Annotated in this window: 17 protein-coding genes; 8 read left to right on the top strand and 9 right to left on the bottom strand. The window is 67.7% G+C overall.

Translation table 11 applies throughout. The features are described 5' to 3' along the window. Positions 1 to 6: 6 nt before the first annotated feature. Entirely contained in the window at positions 7 to 981 is a 975-nt protein-coding gene (locus ACO07I_RS02155) for a Bug family tripartite tricarboxylate transporter substrate binding protein (RefSeq protein ID WP_422013847.1), read from the bottom strand. A 159-nt stretch (positions 982 to 1,140) separates the two neighbouring features. Here ACO07I_RS02155 and ACO07I_RS02150 point away from each other — a divergent pair, with 159 nt between their 5' ends. Further along, positions 1,141 to 2,724: an amidase family protein gene (locus ACO07I_RS02150; RefSeq protein ID WP_422013845.1), complete on the top strand. Its 1,584-nt coding sequence runs from the start codon at positions 1,141 to 1,143 to the stop codon at positions 2,722 to 2,724. Here the strand turns inward: ACO07I_RS02150 and ACO07I_RS02145 are convergent, their stop codons facing one another. From ACO07I_RS02145 to ACO07I_RS02130, 4 genes are all read right to left on the bottom strand, one after another. After that, positions 2,725 to 4,320 carry a gamma-glutamyltransferase family protein gene (locus tag ACO07I_RS02145; RefSeq protein ID WP_422018402.1) on the bottom strand — a complete coding sequence of 532 codons (1,596 nt, stop codon included), beginning with the start codon at positions 4,318 to 4,320 and terminating at the stop codon, positions 2,725 to 2,727. A 53-nt stretch (positions 4,321 to 4,373) separates the two neighbouring features. Next, entirely contained in the window at positions 4,374 to 5,354 is a 981-nt protein-coding gene (locus ACO07I_RS02140; RefSeq protein WP_422013843.1) for a divergent polysaccharide deacetylase family protein, read from the bottom strand. Between the two features lie 198 nt (positions 5,355 to 5,552). Then, positions 5,553 to 8,207: a bifunctional acetate--CoA ligase family protein/GNAT family N-acetyltransferase gene (locus ACO07I_RS02135; RefSeq protein WP_422013841.1), complete on the bottom strand. Its 2,655-nt coding sequence runs from the start codon at positions 8,205 to 8,207 to the stop codon at positions 5,553 to 5,555. A 31-nt stretch (positions 8,208 to 8,238) separates the two neighbouring features. Then, on the bottom strand, positions 8,239 to 9,123 hold the full coding sequence (locus tag ACO07I_RS02130; RefSeq protein WP_422013839.1) for an EamA family transporter: 885 nt from the start codon (positions 9,121 to 9,123) through the stop codon (positions 8,239 to 8,241). An 83-nt stretch (positions 9,124 to 9,206) separates the two neighbouring features. Here ACO07I_RS02130 and ACO07I_RS02125 point away from each other — a divergent pair, with 83 nt between their 5' ends. From ACO07I_RS02125 to ACO07I_RS02110, 4 genes are all read left to right on the top strand, one after another. Next, a complete protein-coding gene (locus tag ACO07I_RS02125) occupies positions 9,207 to 10,895 on the top strand; it encodes an AMP-binding protein (RefSeq protein ID WP_422013837.1) in 1,689 nt (562 codons plus the stop codon). A 33-nt stretch (positions 10,896 to 10,928) separates the two neighbouring features. Continuing rightward, entirely contained in the window at positions 10,929 to 11,927 is a 999-nt protein-coding gene (locus ACO07I_RS02120; RefSeq protein WP_422013835.1) for a hypothetical protein, read from the top strand. 89 nt (positions 11,928 to 12,016) lie between these two features. Next, positions 12,017 to 12,619, top strand: a complete 603-nt coding sequence (locus ACO07I_RS02115) for an anthranilate synthase component II (protein ID WP_422013833.1) — start codon at positions 12,017 to 12,019, stop codon at positions 12,617 to 12,619. A 93-nt stretch (positions 12,620 to 12,712) separates the two neighbouring features. Continuing rightward, the gene (locus tag ACO07I_RS02110; RefSeq protein WP_422013831.1) at positions 12,713 to 13,678 is read left to right on the top strand and encodes a Bug family tripartite tricarboxylate transporter substrate binding protein; all 966 of its coding nucleotides are present in this window, start codon (positions 12,713 to 12,715) and stop codon (positions 13,676 to 13,678) included. A gap of 24 nt (positions 13,679 to 13,702) precedes the next feature. On the opposite strand, the gene ACO07I_RS02105 is transcribed toward ACO07I_RS02110, so the two are convergent. The 4 genes from ACO07I_RS02105 to ACO07I_RS02090 all read right to left on the bottom strand — a co-directional run bounded on the left by ACO07I_RS02105 (position 13,703) and on the right by ACO07I_RS02090 (position 17,206). Beyond that, complete coding sequence (locus ACO07I_RS02105; protein WP_422013829.1) at positions 13,703 to 15,223, bottom strand: DHA2 family efflux MFS transporter permease subunit; 1,521 nt, start codon at positions 15,221 to 15,223, stop codon at positions 13,703 to 13,705. Between the two features lie 2 nt (positions 15,224 to 15,225). Continuing rightward, positions 15,226 to 16,410 (bottom strand): HlyD family secretion protein, encoded by a 1,185-nt coding sequence (locus tag ACO07I_RS02100; protein WP_422013827.1) that lies wholly within the window; start codon positions 16,408 to 16,410, stop codon positions 15,226 to 15,228. Then, positions 16,403 to 16,870 carry a MarR family winged helix-turn-helix transcriptional regulator gene (locus ACO07I_RS02095; RefSeq protein ID WP_422013825.1) on the bottom strand — a complete coding sequence of 156 codons (468 nt, stop codon included), beginning with the start codon at positions 16,868 to 16,870 and terminating at the stop codon, positions 16,403 to 16,405. The genes ACO07I_RS02100 and ACO07I_RS02095 overlap by 8 nt, the downstream gene beginning before the upstream one ends. A gap of 135 nt (positions 16,871 to 17,005) precedes the next feature. Then, positions 17,006 to 17,206, bottom strand: a complete 201-nt coding sequence (locus ACO07I_RS02090) for a heavy-metal-associated domain-containing protein (protein ID WP_422013823.1) — start codon at positions 17,204 to 17,206, stop codon at positions 17,006 to 17,008. Positions 17,207 to 17,277: 71 nt separating this feature from the next. Here ACO07I_RS02090 and trpD point away from each other — a divergent pair, with 71 nt between their 5' ends. Genes trpD through moaC form a run of 3 tightly spaced genes read left to right on the top strand, consistent with a single transcriptional unit; the run spans position 17,278 to position 19,567 of the window. Beyond that, positions 17,278 to 18,291 (top strand): anthranilate phosphoribosyltransferase, encoded by a 1,014-nt coding sequence (trpD, locus tag ACO07I_RS02085; protein ID WP_422018400.1) that lies wholly within the window; start codon positions 17,278 to 17,280, stop codon positions 18,289 to 18,291. Continuing rightward, positions 18,288 to 19,088: an indole-3-glycerol phosphate synthase TrpC gene (gene trpC / locus ACO07I_RS02080; protein WP_422013821.1), complete on the top strand. Its 801-nt coding sequence runs from the start codon at positions 18,288 to 18,290 to the stop codon at positions 19,086 to 19,088. Before trpD ends, trpC begins: the two co-directional genes overlap by 4 nt. Then, on the top strand, positions 19,085 to 19,567 hold the full coding sequence (gene moaC, locus ACO07I_RS02075) for a cyclic pyranopterin monophosphate synthase MoaC (RefSeq protein ID WP_422013819.1): 483 nt from the start codon (positions 19,085 to 19,087) through the stop codon (positions 19,565 to 19,567). The genes trpC and moaC overlap by 4 nt, the downstream gene beginning before the upstream one ends. Positions 19,568 to 19,618: the final 51 nt, after the last annotated feature.

The following is a 19,618-nucleotide window of genomic DNA, read 5'->3' as shown; positions in this document are numbered from 1 at the left end:
TCCCCCCTATTCCACCTTGGCGCCCGACGCCTTCACGATCGGCGCCCACATCGCCATCTGGTCCTCGTAGAATTTCTGCGACGCCGCCGGCGTCGACTGGACGAGATCGATGCCCACGGCCTTGGCCTTCTCCATCATCTCTGGAGTCCGGACGGCCTGGTTTATCGCGGCATTGAGCCGGTCGACGATCGGCCTGGGCGTCCCGGCCGGCGCGAAGATCAGGTTCCAGGTGATGACCTCGATCGCGATGCCGGTCTTCTCCTGGACCGTCGGCACGTCGGGCATGGAGGCCGCCCGCCTGGTGTCGCAGACGGCCAGGATCTTGAGGCGTCCGGCATCGACGAACCCCTTGCTGCTGCCCAGCGTGTCGATCTGGAAGGCGTGCCGGCCCGCCAGCGTGTCCTGCATGGCGGGCGCCGAGCCCTTGTAAGGCACGTGCAGCGCGTCGCCGCCGGCGCGCTGGGCGAGCAGCAGGCTGCCCATGTGAATCAGGCTGCCATTGCCCGGCGAGGGATAGGAATGCTTGCCCGGCTCCTTGCGCAGCGCCACCACCAGCTCCTCGATCGAACCGATGCCGCCGGCCGGCGCCACGACGATCATGGGAACGGTCGTGAAGTGGGCCACCGCCTCCAGGCCTTTGATCGGGTCGTAGGGCAGCTTGTCGTAGAGAGCGGGCACGATGCCCATGATCGACGTGCCGACCAGCAGCGTGTAACCGTCGGGCTTGGCGTCGGCCACGATCTGCGAGGCGATGTTGCCCGCCACGCCGGGCTTGTTGTCGATCATGACCTGCTGACCGAGGATCTCGCTCAGCCGCTGCGCCAGCAGCCGCCCCGCGATGTCGGTGGGCCCGCCCGGCGTGAAGCCGATGACCAGGCGGATAGGCCGGTCCGGATAGGAGGCCTGAGCCCTCGCCCCGGCGGTCGAGGCCGCAAGTGCCATGCCCGCCGCCACGAGGCGGCGTCGCCCGATGCCCTTCATTGTTTCCTCCGCTTTTGACGGAAGTTTAGGGCGCTACAGGCCACGTGCAATGCAGCGCCTTCGCGTGGCGAACATCGAGGCCGGCGCGCCCCGGCCGGCCGCATGATGTAAAGATGCACGAGCCGCCCATCTTGGCGGCGGAACAGAGGGTGTGTTTCCGTGTCAGAACAACCGAAGACGGCTGTCGACGATGCCTCATTGTCGGCCTTGCAGGACGCCCTGGCGCAGGGTCGCGTCACGTCGACCGATCTGACTCGTGCCTATCTCGCGCGCATCGACGCCTACGACCGCCAGGGGCCGGGCCTGAATTCGGTGCGCGTCACCAACCCCGAGGCCCTCTCCATCGCCGCCGCCCTCGACGGCGCGAAGCCCTCGGCCAGCCAGCCGCTGGCGGGCCTGCCGATCCTGCTGAAGGACAATATCGCGACGGGCGACAGCCAACCCACGACCGCCGGCTCGCTGGCCCTCGATGGTGCCCATGCCAGGGACGATGCGCCGGTGGTCAGGAAGCTGCGCGAGGCCGGCGCGGTGATCCTGGGCAAGGCCAATCTCACTGAGTTCGCCAACGTCCTCGCGATCGGCATGCCCTCGGGCTACAGCTCGATCGCCGGCTATGTCCGTAACCCCTATTCGCCCAGCCTGGTGGACGGTCCTGCGCCGGTGGTGCTGCCCGGCGGGTCGAGCGCCGGTTCTGCGGTTTCCGTCGCAGCCGGCCTCTGCGCCGCAGCGATCGGCACCGAGACCTCGGGCTCGTTGCTGAGCCCGGCCACCCAGAACGGCATCGTCACCGTGAAGCCGACGGTCGGCTTGATCAGCCGCAGCGGCATCATCCCGATCTCGCACAGCCAGGACACGGCCGGCCCCCTCACCCGTACCGTGCGCGATTCCGCGATCCTGCTCAACGTGCTGGCGGCGCGGGACCCCGACGATCCGGCAACGCATCTCCTGCAGCGGCCTGACGACTATACGGCGGGGCTCGACAAGGACGGCCTGAACGGCGCGCGCATCGGCATTCCCAGCGATCCGGCCGATCCGCTCAACGATCCCTTCTTCGGGCCGCTCAGCCCCCGTGGAAAGCAGGTCATGGCGCAGGCGATCACGGCGCTGGAGGACCTCGGTGCCACGGTCGTGCGCGCCGCCCTTCCGCCGATCGCCTGGATGGGCGGACCGGGCACCACCATGGCGGTGCTAAACCGCAATCCGTTCAGTCCGCTGAAGGGAACGGCCGGCAGCGCGTCGCTCGTCTTCCTGTACGAGCTGAAGCGCGATCTCAATCTCTACCTGCGCAACTGGGCGACCCGCACCGACATCAGGACGATGGCCGACATCGTAGCCTTCAACGCGGCCCACGCCGACAAGGCGCTGCGCTACGGGCAGGACCTGTTCCTGGCCGCCGAGGCGACGCGCGGCGATCTCTCTGAGCCGGAATACAAGTCCGCGCGCGCCATGGACCTGGCGGCGGCAGAACGCGGCATCGACACCTACATGACCCGCCACCGGCTCGACGCGGTCGTTTTTCCTGGCGCGAGCGGCGCCGCGGTCGCCGCCAAGCCGGGCTATCCCAGCGTGCAGGTGCCGGCCGGCTTCATCTCCGGCGTCGGCGCGACAGAAACGCCCGACTATCCGCTCGGCCTCACCTTCACCGGCCGGCCGTGGAGCGAGGCCACGCTGTTGCGCTTCGCCTATGCCTTCGAGCAGGCCACCAAGGCGCGCCGTCCGCCGCCCGACCTGCCCGCGCCGTAGCTAGACCGCGATCACCACGCCGTCGTGGCCGGGATCGGCGCCGCCATCCAGACCGTCCTCGTGGATGCGGATTCCGTGGACGGCGGCGAAGCCGAAGCCGTAGGGACTGCGGACGACGGGATAGCCCAGCGCCTGCAGCTCGCGCTCGACCCGGCCCTGGATGCGGTTGGAGATGTCGATCGCGTCCGAGGTCGCCGAGAAGCGCGGCGCGCTCACCGCCTCGACCATGGTCATGTTGAAATCGAGCGCGTTCAGGATCACGTGCAGCACGCCCATGGCGATCTGGGTGGCGCCGGGCGCGCCGATGATCAGGTGTGGCTTGCCGTCCTTGAACAGGATCGACGGCACGACCGAGCTGAAACGCGCCTTGCCCGGCGCAATCGATCCGGCGCGACCGGGACGCGGATCGAACACGCCCATGCAGCCATTGTACATGAAGCCCAGACCCGGCGTGATCACGCCCGAAGGCATGCCCAGCGAATGGGTCATGGTGAAACAGTTGCCATCCTTGTCGAGCACGGAGATGTGCGTCGTGTCCTTCGAGACCGCACCCGAATTGAAGCGCGTGACGCTCGCCTTCTCACCCCGCGCGATCTCGGCCGCCATCGCCCTGGCGTAGCCCTTGGAGGTCAGCTCGCCAACCGGCACGGTGACGAACTTCGGATCGCCGACCTTGGCATCCTTGTCGATCGTCGCTCGCTTCATCGCCTCGGCCACGATGCGCAGATGCTCCGTCCCGCCGTGCTCCAGTGCGCCGATGTCGAAATTCTCGAGGATGTTCAGCATCTCGATCAACATGACGCCGCCCCCCGGGGGCTGGTTGGTCGAGACCCTGTAGCCACGATAGTCGCCCCACAGCGGCGCGTTACGCACGGTCTTCCAGGCCTTGAGATCCTCGATCGACAGCAGCGCGTCGTTCTTCTTCATGTCTTCGGCGATCGTGTGAGCGATTTCGCCCGAATAGAAGACATCGGCGCCACCCTTGGCGATGGCGCGCAGGGTCTGGCCATAGTCGCGGTTCACGACCCGGTCGCCCACCCGCTTCGGCACGCCGTCGGGGCGGCAGTAGAGCTCGCGCGCGGCCGGGGTGAAGCCGGTGCGCTCGAAGTTCGGCGCCCGGCCGAAGGCGCCGTCGTCGGCCCACCAGAAATGGACGTGCGGCCGCACCGTCCAGCCGTTCTCTGCCCAGTGGATGGCCGGTTCGACGATGCGCGACCAGGGCAGGCTGCCATGCTCCCTGTGCGCGTCGTAGTACATCTTGAGATTGGCCGGCGCGCAGATCGACTTGTAGCCGATATCGTTCACGCGGCCCTTGAGGATGAAGCCGTAGCCGTCGCGCGCCTCGCTCTCGATCAGGTTGGCCCACATGTCGGGCCGCGCGGCGAGCGGCGCGGGCGCATGGGCGTCTATATAGCCGTGGAATTTCTTGCCCGGCATGTAGATGCCGCAGGAGCCGAAGCCTGCGATGCCGCACATCTGCGGATCGACGACGCCTTGCACGAGCGCGCAGGCGATTCCGGCATCGACCGCGTTGCCGCCCTCTCGCAGCACGTCGGCGCCGGCCTCCGTCGGCTCGGGCTGCGGCGCCACGATCATCGCCTGCTTGTTGTATCGCACGTCGCTTCCTCCAACTTGTTCGTTGGCGCGACTCAATCCCAACCGTTGCGCTTGCGCAATATCGCGGTCGAGGGCGCCAGCGCGAGCCCCTTGCCCTGCACCGTCGGCAGCCACTCCGCCAGCGCCTGCAGGGTCGAATCGTGCGGATGGCCGATCGCCACCACGAAGCCCTGCCGGCGCGCTACCGCCTCGGTCTCGGCAAGCTTGCGCCGTACGGCCTCGACCGTGTCCTCGTCGTCGAGGAAGACGTGGCGCACGATCGACGGCACGCCGATCTCCTGCGCCGTCTGGTCGCCCACCGACTGCGGGCTCGTGCGCGAGTCGAGGAACATCAGGCCACGCGGCTTGAGCTGGCGCATCACCAGCTCCATGTCGGGCCGGTTGGCGGTAAAGCGGCTGCCCATGTGATTGTTGATGCCGACATAGCCGCCGAAACTCTCCAGCGCGACCAGCAGCTTCTGGCGCAGCTCGACGTCTGGCATCGACACCATCAGCGCCCCCGGTCCGGGATCGTTGCGACCGTTGGGCTCCATCGGCATGTGCAGCATCAGCTCATGGCCTCGCGCCCGCGCGGCGCGCGCCTGCTCGGGCAGATCCTTCGCATAGGGCAGGAACGACATGGTCATCGGCCCCGGCAGCTCCCAGGCGCGTTTCGAGCGCGCGCGGTCGAGCCCGACATCGTCGATCACGATCGCGACCAGCGGCCTGCTCTTGAGATCGCGGAAGGGCACGGCATTGCGGCGCCAGGTCTGTTCCGCCGGGAACGCAGCGGCGACCTTCTTCACCGGCGGCTTCTCTTCGACGTTCGGCGTCGGCTTGCCGGGCTCGGCCTCGGAGTATCTCGGGAAGTCCGGCAGTTCCTCGATGCGTGAATATCTCGGTGCAACGGTTGGCCCCGTGGTCGCGGCGCTGCGCTTCATGTCCTCCAGCGTGTCGCGCGCCACCTGGTCACCGCTGCGCAAATCGAGGCGCTCGGCGATCCAGTAACCGCCGAACACACTGCCGGCGAACATCAGGACGACGGCGATGGCGATCGAGTGCCAGCGATGGGCTGCGACCCACGCAGAAAGCCCGTCGAAACGGGCCCGAAGGCGATCCGCGAAGCCGGGCGGCCGTTTCGGACTCCTTCTGTTCGTCTTCCCGCTTCTGTTCTTCCTCGACGCCATCTGAGAGTTATGCCCTAACCTCTTGGCGCGGGCCACTATTTGGCCTCAATCAAGGCTGGAGAGCGACTTCATCACCCGGATGTCCGGCTCGCCCGAACGGCCGCTCTCGCGGCGGAAGCCGACCTGCTTGGCGAGGTCCAGCATCTTGCGGTTCTCGCGTAGCACATGGCCGACGACGCGCTTGATGCCGCGCGCCTTGCCGTAGTGCAGCACGTGCCGCAGCAGCAGTTCGCCGTAGCCGCGGCCCTGTCGATCCGACGCAACGGTGAGCGCGAATTCGGCCTGCTGGAAATCGGGGTCGGCGACCAGCCGCCCGACGCCGACCATCTCGTCGCCATCGAGCAGGACGAAGGCCATCTCGCGATCGTAGTCGATCTGGGTCAGCCGTGCCGCGAGTTCGTGGCTGAGTTCACGCATGGGGCCGAAAAAGCGCATGCGCACGTCCTCGGGCGTCAGCCGCCGCGTGAAGGCCTGCAGCGTCGGCTCGTCGTCGGGGCGGATCGGACGGATGCGGAGCTTCTCCTCTCCGTGCTGGATCTCGGCCTCGAGTTCCACCGGATAGGGCCGGATGGCGAAGCGCGCCGCCCGCTCCTGTCCCTTCTTCGGGTGGTTCACCACGATGCGCGCATCGAGCGCGATCACGCCGTCGGCATCAGCGAGCAGCGGATTGATGTCGAGTTCGGCGATCTCGCCGACATCGGCGATGAGCTGCGACAGGCGCACCATGGCGGCGCCCACCGCCTCCCGGTCGGCCGGAGCGCGGTCGCGGAAGCCGCGCAGCAGGCGATCGACGCGGGTGCGGCTCAGCGCATCCTCCGCCAGCACGGGATCGAGCGGCGGCAAGGCCAGCGCCTTGTCGTCGATCACCTCGGCGGCCACGCCGCCATGCCCGACCAGCAGGATCGGTCCGAACACCGGATCCTCGGCGGCGCCCAGGATCAGCTCGACGGCATGCGGCCGGCGGATCATGGGCTGAACCACGAAACCGTCGATGCGGGCCTTGTTGGCCAGCACCAGGATCTTGCCCGTCATCTCGCGGACGGCGTCGTGGACGGCCTGCTCGGACGCCAGGTCGAGCGACACGCCGCCGACATCGCTCTTGTGCGTGATGTCGCGGGACAGCAGCTTCACCGCGACCGGAAAGCCGATGCGCACCGCGATCGCCGCAGCCTCGGCGGCATCGCGCGCGATCTCGGTGGGCACCACGGGAATCCCGTAGGCGGCCAGCACGCGCTTGGCCTCCGGCTCGGTCAGCACCTTGCGCTTCTCTGCCAGAGCCCCCTGCACGATCGCGCGCACGAGTGCGGTGTCGGACCGCGACTCCGGCACGGAGGGCGGCGTACGCTGCAGCGCACGTTGACCGCGGCGATACTCGACGATGTGCATGAAGCCGCGCACGGCGCGCAGCGGCGTGTCGTAGGCGGGAATGCCGGCATCGTGCAGCACGTCGCGCCCGGCCTGGGCCTCGCGCCCGCCGATCCAGCAGCCGATCACGGGCACGACCTTGCGCCCGGCCGCGCCGGTGATGGCGCGGGCCGCGTCGATCGACGAGGTGAGCGACGTGGGCACATTCATCGCCAGCACGGCGCCGACGCCGCGATCGTCGGCCAGCCCGTCGAGGGCGGCGGCATAGCGCGGCCCGTCGGCGTCGCCCACGATGTCGACCGGGTTGGCACGCGACCATCTCTGCGACATCTGCTTGTCCAGCCGCGCGACCGTGGCGGGCAGCAGCGTGGCCAGTTCGCCACCCTCGTCGATCAGCAGGTCGGTGGCGATGATGCCGACACCGCCGCCGTTCGTCAGGATCGCCAGCCGCTCGGTGCGCGGGGCGATGCTGTGGCCCAGAGTTTCGGCCGCGTCGAACAGTTCACCGAGGCCCAGGACGCGCACGAGGCCCGCGCGCGCGAAGGCGGCGTCATAGACCGCGGCGGAGCCCGCCATGGAGCCCGTGTGCGAGGCCGTCGCCTGGGCGGCCGCGGCATGACGGCCGCCCTTCAGCACGATTACCGGCTTGATGCGCGCCACGCCGCGCGCGGCCGACATGAACTTCCGCGCCTGGGTGATGCCCTCGACATACATCAGCACCGCGCGCGTGTCGGAATCGCGGGCCAGCATGTCCAGCACGTCGCCGAAATCGACATCGGCCATGTCGCCCATCGAGATCAGGTGCGAGAAGCCGATCCCCTGCGCGACGCCCCAGTCGGCAAGTCCCGCCAGGACGGCGCCCGACTGGGCGACCGCGGCGATGCGTCCGGCCTTGAACCGCGTCGGGCCGAAGCTGGCATTGAGGCCGAGCCGGGGTGCTGCGTAGCCGATGCAGTTGGGTCCGATGATGCGCAACAGGTAGGGCTGGGCCGCGCGCAGCAGCCGCTGCCGCCACTGCGCATTGACCGACGCCGCATCGGGGCCGTTGCCGGGGCCGGCGCTGATCACCACGGCGGCGCGCGTCCCCGCCTCGCCCAGCGCCACGATCAGGCCGGGGATGGTCGGGGCCGGCGTCATGATCACGGCGAGGTCCGCCGGCTCCGGCAGGTCCGACACCTTGCGGAAGGCCGTGCGGCCCGCGATCGTGCCGCCCTTGCGATTGACGAGATGGATCTGGCCCTGGAAGCCGCCCGCCAGCACGTTGCGCGTGACGGCGGCCCCCACGGAACCGGGGCGTTCGCTGGCGCCGATCATGACGACCGAGCGCGGGGACATGAGTCTATCGAGATTGCGGGTCGACATGCCCCTAGAAGAGCGCCGGACCGTTCATCAGCACAAGCCCTGAAACGATCACGAACGCCGCAGCCACCCGCCGGCCGCCGAACGGCTCGCCCAGCACGAGCGTGCCGATCAGCGCCCCGAACAGCACCGAAGTCTCGCGCAGGGCCGCGATATGGGCCATCGGTCCCAGCGCCAGCGCGTAGATCGCGATGCCGTAGCCGACATTGGCAATCACGCCCCCGCCGACCCCGCGATACCAGGTCTTCTTCATGTGCGACCAGACGGTCGCCGGCCGCTTCCAGAAGGCGAGCACCAAGAGCCACGGCCCCTCGAGCACGGCCAGCCAGGCGATGTAGGAGATGCGATGCTCCAGGGTCTCGCCCGCCGCCCGCACGCCCATGCCGTCGGAGATGATGTAGCCCGCGATGGTGATGCCGGTGAGGACCGCGAACAGCGTCGCCAGCCCATGGCGGCTGCCCGGTTTGGGCACGATGTTCTTGAGCGGCAGGGCCAGGGCCACGAGGCCGAAGCTCAGCAGGAAAACGCCGACGATGTCCTGGGTCCGCAGATGCTCGCCGATCACCCGGCCCGATACCAGCGCCACCAGCAACGGGCCAAGGCCACGCGCGATCGGGTAGGTGTGGCTGAGGTCGCCGTAGGAATAGGCCTTCAGCAGGAAGAAATAGTAGGCGACGTGGATCGCGACCGAGAGGATGAGGAACTTCCAGGCCCCCGGCTCGATCATCGGCACGAAGGGCACGACGCAGAGGCCCATGACCGTGCCCGTCGTCATGATCAGGCCGAACGTGGCCAGCCTGTCGGACTGATCCGACTTCAGAATCGCATTCCAGGTGGCATGCATCAGCGCTGCTGCGAGCAGCAGCGCGACGATCAGGGGCTCGACGACCAAGGGGGCTACTTTCTTCTTGTTGCCCTCAACCTACGCCCGTGTCCAAGATCGCAAAAGGGCGGAAACAAGATGAGAGGCATGCGATGACGGTTGAGGCGTACAAGGCGGCGCGTGAATTCCTGCTGTCCCATCGCGGTGACTACGAGACGGCCTACCGCGATTTCCGCTGGCCCGAGATGCAGCACTTCAATTGGGCGCTCGACTGGTTCGATGGCGAGCTGGCGCGCGGACCGCAGGCCAACCAGCCGGCGCTGACGATCGTCGGCGACGGCGCGGCGAGCCTCACCTTCGCCGAACTGTCGGAACGCTCCAACCGCGTCGCCAACGGATTGCGCGCGCTGGGCGTGAAGCGTGGCGACCGCATGCTCCTGATGCTGGGCAACGTGGCGCCGCTTTGGGAAGTCATGCTGGCCGCCATGAAGCTCGGCGCCGTCGTCATCCCGGCCACCACCCTGCTGACGCCGGTCGATCTCGCCGACCGCTTCGAGCGCGGCCGGGCGCGCCACGTCGTGGCCGCCGCCGGTGAGGCCGCCAAGTTCGACGGCTTCGACAAGAGCCTGACACGCATCGCGGTCGGCGACGCACCGGCGGGCTGGCACGCCTACGCCAAGCTGCTCGATCACCCAGCCGAGTTCGTGCCGGACGGGCCGACCGACGCCTTCGATCCGATGCTGCTCTATTTCACCTCGGGCACCACGGCGAAGCCCAAGCTCGTCCTGCATTCCCATCGCAGCTATCCGGTGGGACATCTGACAACGATCTTCGTGCTGGGGCTGCGCCCCGGCGACGTGCACCTCAACATCTCCTCGCCGGGCTGGGCCAAGCACGCCTGGAGCTGCTTCTTCGCGCCGTGGATCGCGGGCGCCACGATCTTCATCGCCAACCAGCCGCGCTTCAACGCGCGCTACCTGCTGGACGCGGTCGTCGCCAACAAGGTGACCACGCTGTGCGCGCCGCCGACCGTGTGGCGCATGCTGATCCAGGAGGACCTGAAGTCCTGCAGGACGTCGCTGCGCGAGGTGCTGGCCGCAGGCGAGCCGCTGAACCCCGAGGTGATCGAGCAGGTCGAGAAAGCCTGGGGCCTCACCATCCGCGACTTCTACGGCCAGACCGAAACCACGACCCAGGTCGGCAATCCGCCCGGCCAGCCGATCAAGCCCGGCTCGATGGGCCGCCCCCTGCCCGGCTACAGGATCCGCCTGCTCGATGCCGACGACAAGGACGCCGAGGAAGGCGAGATCTGCATCGACCTTTCGGCCCGGCCGGCGGCGCTGATGCAGGGGTATCAGCAGGATGACGGGTCGATCGCGCCGCTCACCGGCGCGGTCTATCGCACCGGCGACGTCGCATCGCGCGACGCCGAGGGCTACCTCACCTACGTCGGCCGCGCCGACGACGTGTTCAAGGCGTCGGACTACCGGATCAGCCCGTTCGAACTGGAAAGCGTGCTGATCGAGCACCCGGCCGTGGCTGAAGCCGCCGTCGTGCCCGCGCCCGACGCAATGCGGCTCGCCGTGCCGAAGGCCTACATAACCCTGACGGCCAGCGGCAAACCCGACCGCGCGACCGCGCTCTCGATCTTCCAGCACCTGCGCGGCCGCCTCGCCCCCTTCAAGCGCGTCCGTCGGATCGAGTTCGCCGAGCTGCCTAAGACCATCTCCGGCAAGATCCGCCGGGTCGAACTACGCCGCGACGAGGAAAAGCGGGCGTCTGAAAACCAGCGCGGTACGGGCGAATTCCGGGAGGAGGATTTCCCGGAGCTGGCGAAGTAGGATCGAGTGTGGAGGCTACTTCGAGAGGCCAGGATGTTGCGACGGATCGGGCTGGGTGCCGCCGTGTTGGCGCTGATTGGATGGACGGCGGACGCCGCGCCCGTTCCCGGATCGGTTCAGCTGGTGGGCAGCTGGATCGTGCAGGCGGACAACGACGCGAGCGGCAAGTTCGCATATTGCGACGCAACCCGCGACGGAGGCGGTGCCTCGGTGCATATCGGCCAGTCCGCGTCGGGCAGCTGGCAGATCGGCTTTACCAATAGCGGCTGGCAGTTCGCCGTCGGGCAGGATGTCCCGGTCACGCTGTTCATCGATCGCGTGCCCTATCCGCTCGTGCTCCGCACGTCGAGCCCCACGACCTTCTCGACGGCGCTGCCGGACACCACGTTGCTCGACGCGTTGCGCCAGGGAGACATGCTCACCCTCCAGCTCGGCGCCGTGTACACGACCTTCTCTCTCGACGGCAGCGCGGCCGCGATCAATGCGGCCGCCTTGTGTCAGCAGGGCTACGCCGCCAGCACTGCGCCACCGGCAGTAGCGCCGCCCCCATCGCCACAAGCCGCGGCGCAGCCGCCGGCGGTGCCTACGACTCCTGCGGCAACGCCGGCGCCGGCCGGGATGCCGCCCGAGGTCGCGCAGGAAGTCTCCAGCCTGCAGGGCAATTGCCAGGTGATGAACAAGACGCCGCCGCCCATCGGCGACTACGTCACCCGTATCGGGCTGACGGGCAGCGGCGTCGACGACTGGCTGATCAATACCGGCCGTATCGCCTGCGCGGGATTGGCCGGTGGCGGCGGCTCCCTGGTTGAGATTTTCGTCGGGCTGCCCGACGGCCATGCTCGCAAGGTCTTTGCGCGATACGCCCTCGGGGTAGAGATCCGCGGCAGCACTGTCTGGCTGGGAAGCCGTGGCGAGCAATGCCGCGGCTCCGCGGCCGTGCCGCCCGCGACGACGACGACCTGTCAGGTTCCGCTGATCTGGAACAAGGCCACCCAGCGCTTCGACGATGGATCGCCAACCAACGTGCAGTGAACGACCGTCGGCGGATCGGGCCTTGCACACGGCCGGCAGGACGCCCGGAGCCTCTAGGAGAAGGCGCTCCGGGCCGCTAATATGACCCCATGCTCCTCCTGATCGATAACTACGACAGCTTCACCTACAACCTCGTCCACTTCCTGGGCGACCTCGGCGCGCGTTGCGTCGTGCATCGCAACGACCAGATCACGGTCGACGAGGCGCTGGCGCTGAAGCCGGCCGGAATCGTGCTCTCGCCCGGCCCCTGCACGCCCAACGAGGCCGGCATCTGCATGGACCTGATCCGCGCCGCCGCGAAGGAACAGGTGCCGCTGTTCGGCGTCTGCCTTGGCCACCAGGCGATCGGCCAGGTGTTCGGTGGCCATGTCGTGCGCGCGCCCGAGCCGATGCACGGCAAGCTGTCGGGCGTCTCTCACAAGAACCAGAGCGTCTTCGAGGACGTGCCCTCGCCCTTCCAGGCGACGCGCTACCATTCGCTGATCGTCGACCGGAAGGACTTCCCCAAGGACCTCGAGGTCACCGCCGAGACCGGCGACATCATCATGGGCCTGCGCCACCGGACCCTGCCGATCCACGGCGTGCAGTTCCATCCCGAGAGCATCGCGTCGGAACACGGCCACAAGATCCTCGAGAACTTCCTCAAGATCGCGGGCGATCACCCGAGCCAGCAGAACAAGAAGGCGGCCTAGGCGCGCGCAACAAACACATTGTCATCCCGAGCGAAGCGAGGGACCTTTCACTGGTGCCCGCAAGGGTCCCTCGCTTCGCTCGGGATGACATGAATGCTTGATCGGCGATCCCTGGTTACCCTGCTCGCCGCATCGAGCGTCGCGCCGCCGGCCTTCGCACAGGCGTGGCCGGCCAAGCCCATCCGCATCATCGTCCCCTTCCCGGCCGGCCAGGCGACCGACATCCTGGCGCGCATGATGGCCGACCAGCTCACGAAGGCGCTGGGGCAGCAGGTGATCGCCGAGAACAGACCCGGCGCCGGCGGACAGATCGGCGCCGACGTGGCGGCGAAGGCAGCGCCCGACGGCTACACGCTGCTGATGGTGACGATCTCCACGCACGGGATCAGCCCGGCGCTCTACCCGAAGCTGCCTTACGACCCACAGAAGGATTTCGCGCCGATCGCCAATATCGGTCTGACGCCGCAGGTGCTGATGACCAGCCTGAAGAGCGGCATCGGCTCGGTCGCCGACCTCGTCGCCAAGGCCAAGGCCGGCGCCGATCTCAACTACGGCTCCTCGGGCAACGGCTCGGCCAGCCATCTCGCGGTCGAAATGCTGAAGAGCGCGGCCGGCATCAAGCTCACGCACGTGCCGTTCAAGGGCAATGCCGAGGCCCAGCTCGCGCTGCAGAGCGGCGACATCCAGCTCCTGTCCGATGCCGTTCCCGGCGCGGTCGGCCCGGTTCGGTCCGGCAAGGTGAAGGCCATCGGCATCGCCGACGAGCGCCGCTCGCCCTTCCTGCCCGACGTGCCGACGGTCGCGGAACAGGGGCTCTACGGCGTCGTTGCCGTCGGCTGGATCGGCCTCTCCGCGCCCGCGAAGACGCCCGAGCCGATCCTCGACAAATTGAGCGCCGAGGTCATGCGCATCCTCACGGATCCCGACGTGCTGGAGAAGATGAAGAGCCTGTCCTTCGTCCCCGCCAAGGAATCGCGCCAGGAGTTCGAGGCCTATATCGCCATCGAGAACACCAAATGGCGCAAGATCATCCAGGATGCCGGCGTGAAGATCGAGTGATGCCGGGGGCGCACGCCCTCGGCCCTACTCGAGCACCGCGTGGCCCGCGCCGCCCTGCCCCTTGGCCTTGCGCAGCAGCAGGATCAGCGGCAGCGCCAGCAAAGCCACCAGCATCATCAGCTTGAAGTCGTTGGCATAGGCCACGACGGCCGCCTGCTTGGTCACCTCGGCGTTGAGGGCTGCGCGGCCGACGGTGGTGGCCATGTTCCAGAATTGCGCCGGCCCGCCCAGAGCGAGTGCGTCGTTGAATGGCGTCACGCGGCCCGCCAGCTCGGCATGGACGAGTTGCGTGTTGCGCGTCAGCAGGAAGATCACCATCGAGATGCCGATGCTGGAACCGATGTTGCGCATCAGGCTGTAGAGCGCCGTGCCCTGGGTGCGCAGATGGCCCGGCAGGGTCGCGAAGGTAATGGTCGACAGTGGCACGAACATGAAGCCCAGCCCCATGCCCTGCAGCACGCCGGTGCGGACCAGCGTCCATTCGGACACGTTCGGCGTGAAGCCCGTCATCTCCCACAGCACCGCCGCGGTGATCAGCAGGCCGGCCGCCAGCAGCAGCCGCGGATCGACCCGGTTGATGATGCGGCCCACGATCATCATGGCCAGCATCGTGCCCATGCCGCGTGGCGCCAGGATCAGGCCCGCCGTGACCACTGGATAGCCCATCAGGTTCTGCAGATAGGGCGTTATCAGCGCCAGCGAGGCCAGCAGGATGATGCCGACCACGAAGATGAAGCACAGCCCGACCGAAAAGTTGCGGTCCTTGAAGATGGTGGGATCGATGAAGGGCTGCTTCACCGTGAAGGTCTGGACGAGGAACAGGTAGAAGGCGAGCGCCGCCAGCACCGCTTCCACCACGATCTCGGTCGAGGAGAACCAGTCGATCTGCTCGCCGCGGTCGAGCATCATCTGGAACGAGCCAATGGCGAGGCTGAGCATCAGGAAGCCGAACCAGTCGAAGGAATCGCGGCGGGTCTTCGTCTCCTCGAGATAGGCCGAGAGGCCGAGGAAGGTGACGAGGCCGATCGGCACGTTGATGTAGAAGACCCAGCGCCAGTTGTAGGCTTCGGTCAGCCAGCCGCCCAGGGTCGGCCCGAGGATGGGGCCCACCATGACGCCCATGCCCCACAGCGCCATCGCCGAACCGTGCTTCTCCTTCGGGTAGGAATCGAGCAGCACCGCCTGCGACAGCGGCACCAAGGACGCGCCGAACAGGCCCTGCATCAAGCGGAAGGCCACCATCTCGGGCAACGACGTGGCGATGCCACACAGGACCGAGGCGCCGGTGAAGCCCGCGACCGCGATCTGGAACAGCCGCTTGCGCCCCAGGCGCGCTTCGAGGAAGCCGGTCACCGGCGTCGCGATGGCCGCGGCCACGATGTAGGAGGTCAGCACCCAGTTGATCTGGTCGGTCGTCGCCGACAGCGAGCCCTGCATGTAGGGCAGCGCCACGTTGGCGATGGTCGTGTCCAGCGCCTGCATGATCGTCGCCAGCATGACGCAGAGCGTCAGCGGCACGATGTGCCTGGGGGCGCTGCCAGCCATGATCAGAATCCGCTGAACAAATCCGCGAGCTGGCGATGATGGCCGGTGTCGATCTCGACATAGGCGCTCATCCCAGTGCGGAGCGGCGGTGCGCCTTCCGGCATCTCGACATTGAGGCGGATCGGCACGCGCTGCACGACCTTCACCCAGTTGCCGGTCGCATTCTGGGCCGGCAGCACGGAGAACTCCGCGCCAGTCGCCGGCGCCACGCTGCTGACGGTCGCCTGCCACTCGCGGCCGGGATAGGCATCGATCGAGACCGTCGCCTTGTCGCCCGGCTTGAGGTGGGAAAGGTCGGACTCCTTGGGGTTGGCCTCGACCCAGACATCGGCCGTCGACACGAGGCTGAATGCGGGTTGGGCCGCCGGCAGATACTCGCCGGGCAACAAGGCGTCGACATTGGTCACGATGCCGGGCATCGGCGCGACGACGGTCGTGCGGTTGAGGTCGCGGCGCGCCTTGTCGACCTGCGCCTTGGCCGCGAGGTAGTTCGCGTTCTGCTCGATCGGGGCGTCGGCCCGGCCGCCAAGCTGGGCCAGGGTCGCCTCGGCGTCGCTCTGCGCCACCAGCAGCCGCTCGCGCGCCGTGTCGAGGTCGCGCTTGGCCTGGTCGTAGGTCGCCTGGGCCGAGACGCCGCGCTTCAGCAGATCCTGCTGACGCTGCGCGCTGGTCTCGAAGAAGCCGATGTCAGTCTTCGCCTGCTCGATCTGCGCGAGCTTCTGGCGATAGGTCGCCTGCTGCGTCACGATCTGGTTGCGCACGGTCCCGAGATTGGCCTCGGCCCCCGCCAGCGCGATCCTGAACGGCTCCTGGTCCAGGGTGAACAGGACCTGGCCCTTCTCCACTCTCTGGCTTTCATGCACGGCGACATTGGCCACAATGCCGGAAACGTCGGTGGCCACGGTGAGCTTGCCGGCATGGACATAGGCGTTGTCGGTCGAGACGTAGCGGCCGCCGGTCATGTAAGCGAACAGGCTTCCGGCCAGGACCACGGCGGGTCCCAGGACCAGCATGATGCGGCGCAGGTTGCGTGGCTTGCGCGCCGCACCGGTCTTCTCCGCGGGCTTTCCGGCCACCTCGAAGCGCTTCAGCAGCGTCTCGGCCGCGACCTGGTCGGCGTCGTTGGCGACCGGCGCCGGGGCCGTGACCTCGTCGCCACTGCGACGAAAGGAACTCCTGTCAGCCATTGCTCGTACTCCTCTCGGCCGCCGCCGGCGACGCCTTGGCCAGAAGATTGGCCTTCATGCTCGACAGCAGGGCAAACAAGCGGTCGCGATCTTCCTCGGCGACTCCCTCCAACGCTTCGGCGCGGGTCGCGGCTCCAATGGTGAAAATCTCGGCCAGCAACGGATGGGCCTTCTCGGTCAGGTAGAGCTGCCGGATGCGCCGGTCGGTCGCGTGCGCCCGCCGCTCCACGAAGCCTGCCTCCTCCAGCCGGTCGAGCAACCGGGTCAGGGTAATGGGCTCGACCTCGAGAATGTCGGCCAATCCACTCTGCTGAATGCCCTCGTTGCGGGCGAGATGCGCCAGGACCTGAAATTGCGAGCGCGTCAGGCCGAGGCCGCGCGCCTTCTGCTCGAAGCGCTTGCGCATCAGGCGCGCCACGTCGTGCAGCAGAAAACCTAGATTTCGTTCGGGAAGTTCCATGAGCCTATCTTCTAAGTCCGCTTAAAATAAGCTTGCTTACTATTTTGGCAAGACCATCAAGAACTTGAACCTGAAATATTAAAAAGATGAGTTAAATCAGCCCATTAGGGCTGAACCCTCATGCCGAACCGATGCTCAGGAAGCGATTCCGAAGCCGGCGCGCTGGACCGCCTTGGTGATCGCTGCGACGTCGGCGCCCTCGGGAAGACGCATCTCCCCGCTCTTGAGGTCGACGGAGAGAGGCGCGGTGCCCGCGCCGGTGGCGGCACGGGTGACGGCTTTTACGCAGCCGTCGCAATCCATGCCGGTGACCTTGAGGATGAGTTCTTGAGCCATGTGATATAGCTTCGCGCCGGCCGGTCGAGCCGGCAAGAGGCAAAAGCGCGGGGTTCTGGGTGAGCGGCGACATCGACGATTTTCGCGGCCTTCTGGCCAAGGTGGGCAACGGCGAGACCCTGGGCATCGACGAGGCGGAGCGCGCCTTCGACATCATGACCTCGGGCGACGCGACACCTGCCCAGATGGGCGCCTTCCTGATGGGCCTGAAAGTCCGCGGCGAGACGGCCGAGGAACTGGCCGGCGGCTCGCGGGCGCTCAGGGCCAAGGTCCTGCGTGTGAAAGCACCCGAAGGCACCATCGACATCGTGGGCACCGGCGGTGACCATCACGGCACCTACAACGTTTCCTCCTGCTCGGCCTTCGTCGTGGCGGGCGCCGGTATTCCGGTGGCCAAGCACGGCAACCGTGCCTTCACCTCCAAGTCCGGCGCGGCCGATGTGCTGTCGGCGCTGGGCATCGGCCTCGAAGTGCCCCTCGAGAAACTCGAGCAGGCGCTGGTCGAAGCCAAGGTGTGCTTCCTCATGGCGCCGCGCCACCACAGCGCCATGCGCAACGTCGCGGGCCCGCGGGTCGAGCTCGCGCCCTCGCGCACCATCTTCAACCTGCTGGGCCCGATGTCGAACCCCGCCCTGGTGACGCGCCAGCTCGTGGGCGTGTTCGACCGCCGCTGGCTGAAGCCGGTGGCGCAGGCGCTGGGCCAGCTCGGGCTGGAACGCGCGCTGGTCGTGCACGGCCAGGACGGCATGGACGAGCTCACCACCACGACCAAGAGCTGGGCCGCCTCGCTCGAGAACGGCCAGGTGACCGAGATCGAGATTGCGCCCGAGGAGATCGGCGTGAAGCGCGCGACGCTCGACGAACTGAAGGGCGGCGACGCGGCGCACAATGCCGAGGCGATCCACGCGCTGCTGGACGGCGCGAAGAACGCCTTCCGCGACATCGTCCTGTTGAACAGCGCCGCCGCGATCATGGTCGCGGGCAAGGCGAAGGATCTGAAGGAAGGCGCGGCCATGGCCGCCCAGTCGATCGACAGCGGCAAGGCCAAGGACGCGCTGGCGACATTGAAGAGGATTTGCGCATGAGCGACACGCTCGACAGGATCGTTGCCGACAAGAGGCGCCATGTGGCCGGGCGCATGTCGCAGCGCTCGCTCAGGGTCGTCGAGAACCTGGCCCGCGACACCGATTCGCCGCGCGGCTTCGCCAGGGCGCTCAAGGCTACGATCGCGGATGGCCGCTACGGCCTGATCGCCGAGATCAAGAAGGCCTCGCCCAGCAAGGGCCTGATCCGCGAGGACTTCGACCCGCCTTCCCTCGCCCGGTCCTATGAGCGCGGCGGCGCCACCTGCCTGTCGATCCTGACCGACCAGCCCTACTTCCAGGGCAAGGACGAGTTCCTGACCCAGGCGCGCGCGGCGGTGAAGCTGCCGGTGCTGCGCAAGGACTTCATGATCGATCCCTATCAGGTGCCGGAGGCCCGTGCGCTGGGTGCCGACTGCATCCTGCTCATCATGGCCTGCCTCGACGACGCGATGGCCGCCGAACTGGCGAAGCTGGCGCACAAATGGGGCATGGACGTCCTGGTCGAGGTGCATGACGCGCCCGAACTCGAACGCGCGCTGCAGGTCGATGCCGACCTGATCGGGGTCAACAACCGCAACCTCAAGACGCTCGCCGTCGATCTCGCAACGACCGAGAAGCTGGCGCCGCTGGTGCCGAAGGACCGCGTGCTGGTGGCCGAGAGCGGCCTGGGCTCTCCCGCCGATCTCGCGCGTATGGCCAAGGTCGGCGCCTCGGCCTTCCTGATCGGCGAGAGCTTCATGCGAAAGCCCGACGTCGAGGCGGCGGTGCGCGAGATGCTGGTGCGCGAGGCGGCATGACGCGGAAGGCGGCGCTCACCCATTTCGACGAGGGCGGCAATGCCCGCATGGTCGATGTCGGCGACAAGGAGATCACCGAGCGTGTCGCTGTGGCCCGGGCCAGCGTCACCATGCAGGCCGCCACCCTGAAGCTGATCCGCGACAAGAAGGCCAAGAAGGGCGACGTGCTGGCGGTGGCGCAGCTCGCCGGCATCATGGCGGCGAAGAAGACGCCGGACCTGATTCCGCTCTGCCATCCGCTGGCGCTGTCATCGGTCGACGTGAAGCTGTCGCTCGACGCGAAGCGCAAGGCGGTCGACATCGAGGCGACCTGCAAGCTGAAGGGCCGCACCGGCGTCGAGATGGAGGCGCTGACCGCCGCCTCCGTCGCTGCCCTCACCGTCTACGACATGTGCAAGGCGGTCGACCGGGGCATGGTGATTTCCGAGGTGAAGCTCATTCACAAGTCCGGCGGCAAGTCCGGAACGTGGAATGCCTGACGCTCCTGGGAGCGCGCAACTCCAGTTGCGCTCGTGTCTTTCCCTCTCGAC

The organism is Reyranella sp., from assembly GCF_965227665.1.
Taxonomy (GTDB): Bacteria; Pseudomonadota; Alphaproteobacteria; order Reyranellales; family Reyranellaceae; genus Reyranella.
This window is presented reverse-complemented; position numbering and strand designations above follow the sequence as displayed.